Genomic DNA, 5,050 nt, shown 5'->3' with positions numbered 1-5,050 from the left:
AGCAGAGCATCACCGAGGCCCGCGGCACCGCCGACCAGTCTTCGGAAATCGCCCGCCAGACCAGCGAAGGCATGCAAGTGCAGTTCCGCGAGATCGACCAGGTGGCCACCGCGTCCAACGAAATGAGCGCCACCGCCCACGATGTCGCCAACAGTGCCTCCAATGCCGCCCAGGCCGCCCGTGGCGCCGACCAGTCGGCCAAGGAAGGCATGACCATCATCGAGCGCAGCACCCGGGATATCAGCCTGCTGGCCGACGAGGTGAGCAAGGCGGTGGGTGAAGTCGAAGCCCTGGCGGTGAGCAGCGAACAGATAGGTTCGGTGCTGGAAGTGATCCGCAGCATCGCCGAGCAGACCAACCTGCTGGCCCTCAACGCCGCCATCGAAGCGGCCCGTGCCGGGGAAAGCGGTCGCGGCTTCGCCGTGGTAGCCGATGAAGTGCGCAACCTGGCCAAGCGCACCCAGGACTCGGTGGAAGAAATCCGCGTGGTGATCGAACGCATCCAGAGCGGCACCCGGGATGTGGTGACCACCATGCACGCCAGCCAGAGCCAGGCGCAGAACAATGCCGGGCAGATTCAGCAGGCGGTCCAGGCCCTGGGCAAGATCAGCGACGCGGTCACCGTGATCAGCGACATGAACCTGCAGATCGCCAGCGCCGCCGAACAACAGAGCGCGGTGGCCGAAGAGGTCAACCGCAACGTCTCGGCGATCCGCACCGTGACCGAAACCCTCACCGAACAGGCCAGTGAGTCGGCTCAGGTCAGCAGCCAGCTCAATGCCCTGGCGACCCAGCAAATGAAGCTGATGGATCAGTTTCGCGTGTAAGCGCTGCGCTGGCGCCAGCCGCGGCCGATGACCAGGGGTGATCGACAGCCGCGGCAGTTTCAGGGTGCAATGCCCTCCTCTGATCCGCGGAGTGGGCCATGACCGAGTTACTCGCATCCATCCAGGCCGCGCTGGGCCTGGCGTCATCAAGCATCCGGCAAACCGGCCAGGGCGCCTTGCCCTCGGCCTTCGCCGTGACCGACCTGGCCAGTGCCAGCATTGCCGCTTCCGGGCAGGCAGTCGCTGAACTCCTGTACAACCAGACCGGGCGCCTGCCAGAGGTCAGCGTCGACCGGCGCCTGGCCTCGTTCTGGTTCGCCAGCTCGATCCGCCCGCAGGGCTGGAGCCTGCCATCACCCTGGGACCCGATTGCCGGCGACTACGCCACCCGCGACGGCTGGATTCGCCTGCACACCAACGCACCTCACCACCGGGCCGCCGCCGAACGGGTGCTGGGAGCTGCGAGCGAACGCTCGGCCATGGCCGCCCAGGTCGCCACCTGGGACGCCCTGGAACTGGAACAGGCGATAGTCGACCAGGGCGGTTGTGCCGCGCAGATGCGCAGCTGGGCGCAGTGGCAGGCCCATCCCCAGGGCCAGGCGGTCAACAGCGAGCCCCTGGTGCACTGGCTGCCCCAGGACGCAGAGCGGCCAAAATCCTGGAGCGGCTCCAGCAACCGGCCGCTGGCCGGGCTCAAGGTGCTGGACCTGACCCGGGTCCTGGCCGGCCCGGTGGCCAGCCGCCTGCTGGCGGGGCTGGGCGCCGAGGTGTTGCGCATCGATCCGCCGCACTGGAACGAGCCGGCCCTGGAGCCGGAGGTGACCCTGGGCAAACGCTGCGCGCGCCTCGATCTGCACGACCTTGAGCAGCGCGCCTTGTTCGAAGGCCTGCTGGCGCAGGCCGACCTGCTTCTGCATGGCTATCGCGCCGATGCCCTGGAGCACCTGGGTTATGACGCCGGGACACGCCAGGCAATCGCCCCGGGGCTGATCGAGGTCAGCCTCAATGCCTACGGCTGGAGCGGCCCCTGGCGCAACCGCCGGGGCTTCGACAGCCTGGTGCAGATGAGCTGCGGCATCGCCAAAGCCGGCATGGCCTGGAAAGTCGCGGAGCAACCCGTGCCACTGCCGGTCCAGGCCCTGGACCACGCCACTGGCTACCTGATGGCAGCCACTGCCCTACGGGCTCTGAACCAGTCCCTGAGCGGCGGCCAAGGCTCGTCGGCGCGCCTGTCCCTAGCCCGCACCGCCAAGTTGCTGATTGATCATTCCCTGTCAGCGACAACCGAAATTCCACTGCGGACCGAGGACGACGAGGATCAGGGGCTGGTACTGGAACAGACCAGTTGGGGACCGGCCCGGCGCCTGCGGGTGCCGTTGCACATCAATGGAACGCCCGTGCAGTGGAATGGCCCGGCCACCGCCCTGGGCGCCCATCGCCCCAGATGGTGGTGAGCGCCTTGGCTGCCGGTTGATCCCGTAGCAGCTGGCTTGCCAGCGAAGAAGCTCCCAGGGGCGTGCAAGGCTCAAGGCCCGATTTGCCGGCAAACCGCCTCCTACAGGGACCAGCGGACAATTTCAGCCCATGGCCGTCCACAAATGCTGCGCCGCATAACCGCGCCAAGGCCGCCAGGCCTCGGCCCGCGCCAGCAGTTGACGGGCATTGGACCGCCGTCCCTCCAGATGCGCCACGGCGTTGAACAGGCCTACGTCCGCCGCCGGAAAGGCGTCGCCCTCGCGCATCTGGCGCAGGGCTATGTAATGCGCCGTCCAATCGCCGATTCCCGGCAATTGCCGCAGGCGCTCCACCCCCTGTTGCAGGCTGGCCTTGGGTTCGAACAGTTGCGGGTCGTCGAGCAAGGCCCGGGCCACGGCGGACAGTGTATGGGCCCGGCTGCGAGGCATTCCCAGGCAGCCGAGGTCGGCAGCGGCCAGCACCTGGGGCGAGGCAAATACATGGGTCAGACCGGGCCACCGCGGATCTGGACTGGCCAGCGGCCGGCCATGCACCGCCACCAGCTTGCCCGCCAGACGGATCGCACCCTGCACAGTGATCTGCTGGCCCAGCACGGCGCGAATGGCCAGCTCGAAGCCGTCCCAGGTTCCCGGCACTCGCAGGCCGGGGCGTGCCGCCAGCAACGGTGCGAGCAGCGGGTCACGGGCCAGATGGCGGTTGATCAGGGGCAGGTCCGCGTCCAGGTCGAATTGCCGGCGCAGGCGCGCCAGCACCTGGGGTAGCAGGGCTTGCTCGGTGACCTGCAACTGCACCTGCAAATGGCCCACCGGCCCGGGGCACACACTCAAGATGCCCTGGCCGCCCTCCAGCGCGAAGGTGCGGGCATAGGTATCGCCCTGGACCACTTCCTGCCCCTCGATGGCGCGCGCCCTGAGGAAACCCAGCATCGCCGGCCAGTCGTAGGCGCCCTGGTAGGGCAGGAGTTGAATCACAGCGCCAGCAGGCCGCTGTACAGGCCATAAGCCGCCAGCGAAGCGCCGATGACCACCGCCGCGAAGATCAGTTTTTCCAGCGGGGTGAACAGCGGCTCGCCCTGCTCGCGTTTGGCCTGGGCAAACAGGATCACCCCCGGCGCATACAGCAACGCCGACAGCAGCAGATACTTCAGTCCGCCGGCGTACAACAGCCAGATGGCGTAACTCAGCGCCACGGTGGCGATGAACAGGTCCTTCTTGCGTTCACGCGACGCCTGTTCGTAGGTTTCCCCGCGACCGCTGAGCAGGACCGCGTAGGCCGCCGACCACAGGTAGGGCACCAGGATCATCGACGACGCCAGGTAAATCAGGCTGGTGTAGGTGCCGGCGGAAAACAGGGTGATCAGCAGGAAGATCTGGATCATCACGTTGGTCAGCCACAAGGCGTTGACCGGCACATGGTTGGCGTTTTCCTTCTTCAGGAACGCCGGCATGGTCCGGTCCCGGGCAGTGGCGTAGAGGATCTCGGCGCACAGCAAGGCCCAGGACAACAAGGCCCCCAGCAAGGAAACCGCAAGGCCGATACTGATCAGCAAGGCGCCCCAGGGGCCGACGATATGCTCCAGCACCGCCGCCAGGGACGGGTTCTGCAATTGCGCCAGCTCCGGCTGGCTCATGATGCCCAACGACAGCACGTTCACCAGCACCAGCAGCGCCAACACCCCGAGAAAACCGATCACCGTGGCCCGCCCGACATCGGCGCGTTTCTGCGCTCGGGCCGAATACACGCTGGCGCCCTCGATGCCGATGAACACGAATACCGTGACCAGCATCATGTTGCGCACCTGGTCCATCACCCCGCCAAAATTCGGGTTGCTGCGGCCCCAGATATCCCGGGTGAAGATATCCGCCTTGAACGCCACGGCAGCGATAACGATGAACATCACCAGCGGCACAATCTTCGCCACGGTGGTCAGCTGGTTGATGAAGGCCGCCTCCTTGATCCCCCGCAGCACCAGGAAATGCACAGCCCACAGCAGGAGCGAGGCACAGCCGATGGCCACCGGGGTATTGCCCTGGCCGAACACCGGAAAGAAATAGCCCAGGGTGCTGAACAGCAGGACGAAGTAGCCGACATTGCCCAGCCAGGCACTGATCCAGTAACCCCAGGCGGACGAGAAGCCCATGTAGTCGCCGAATCCGGCCTTGGCATAGGCATAGACCCCGGAGTCGAGCTCCGGCTTGCGGTTGGCCAGGGTCTGGAAAACGAAGGCCAGGGTCAGCATCCCCACAGCGGTGATGGCCCAGCCGATCAACACCGCGCCGGCATCAGCGCGGGCCGCCATATTCTGCGGCAGCGAGAAGATCCCGCCACCAATCATGGAACCCACCACCAAGGCGATCAATGCACCGAGTTGCAGCTTCTGCGCCGGTTGTGACATCCCTACCTCTGCTTCAGTGAGTCGATCTGGCGATAAAGCTACACGCTATTAAATAACTTCTACAAATTTGCGTCTAACAGTAACAGTCAATTAATCATCCTTTATGCAACAGGGTTACGGATACCCGGCAGAAGGCACTGAATAACCGACTGTTTTGTTTGGCCTATGCACTAAGTGCCATCACTACCAAGTAATTAATCAATGCCTCCGAAAGATTTGCACATCCGCCAAAAGGGTCTAGTTTCAAACGTCGTCGGCAATGAGAACCGCTACTGATAAGGAGATCGCAATGCCTCTGGAATGGCCCTATCAGGGCAGCATTCTACCCCTCGCAACAAATCTTAAGTCATTC

4 protein-coding genes are annotated in these 5,050 nt (G+C 65.0%); 2 read left to right on the top strand and 2 right to left on the bottom strand.

The window, feature by feature from the left end; translation table 11 throughout:
* Together BLX41_RS35735 and BLX41_RS19235 are read left to right on the top strand one after the other, a co-directional pair.
* A partial coding sequence (locus BLX41_RS35735) for a methyl-accepting chemotaxis protein (RefSeq protein WP_259745009.1) occupies positions 1-827 on the top strand: 827 nt, incomplete at its 5' end.
* Positions 828-925: 98 nt separating this feature from the next.
* The gene (locus BLX41_RS19235) at positions 926-2,281 is read left to right on the top strand and encodes a CoA transferase (RefSeq protein WP_123726163.1); all 1,356 of its coding nucleotides are present in this window, start codon (positions 926-928) and stop codon (positions 2,279-2,281) included.
* Positions 2,282-2,404: 123 nt separating this feature from the next.
* On the opposite strand, the gene BLX41_RS19230 is transcribed toward BLX41_RS19235, so the two are convergent.
* Positions 2,405-3,274 carry a DNA-3-methyladenine glycosylase family protein gene (locus BLX41_RS19230; protein ID WP_123726162.1) on the bottom strand — a complete coding sequence of 290 codons (870 nt, stop codon included), beginning with the start codon at positions 3,272-3,274 and terminating at the stop codon, positions 2,405-2,407.
* Entirely contained in the window at positions 3,271-4,698 is a 1,428-nt protein-coding gene (gene arcD / locus BLX41_RS19225; RefSeq protein ID WP_123726161.1) for an arginine-ornithine antiporter, read from the bottom strand. The genes BLX41_RS19230 and arcD overlap by 4 nt, the downstream gene beginning before the upstream one ends.
* Between the last annotated feature and the right edge of the window lie 352 nt (positions 4,699-5,050).

It is taken from the genome of Pseudomonas protegens, assembly GCF_003732485.1.
Classification (GTDB): domain Bacteria; phylum Pseudomonadota; class Gammaproteobacteria; order Pseudomonadales; family Pseudomonadaceae; genus Aquipseudomonas; species Aquipseudomonas protegens_B.
The sequence above is the reverse complement of the archived record's forward strand: the minus strand, read 5'-3'. Positions and strand labels throughout refer to the sequence as shown.

Excerpts from the sequence above, each read along its gene's own strand:
- BLX41_RS19235 (WP_123726163.1), top strand. The coding sequence starts at position 926 with ATGACCGAGTTACTCGCATCCATCCAGGCCGCGCTGGGCCTGGCGTCA.
- arcD (WP_123726161.1), bottom strand. The coding sequence starts at position 4,698 with ATGTCACAACCGGCGCAGAAGCTGCAACTCGGTGCATTGATCGCCTTG.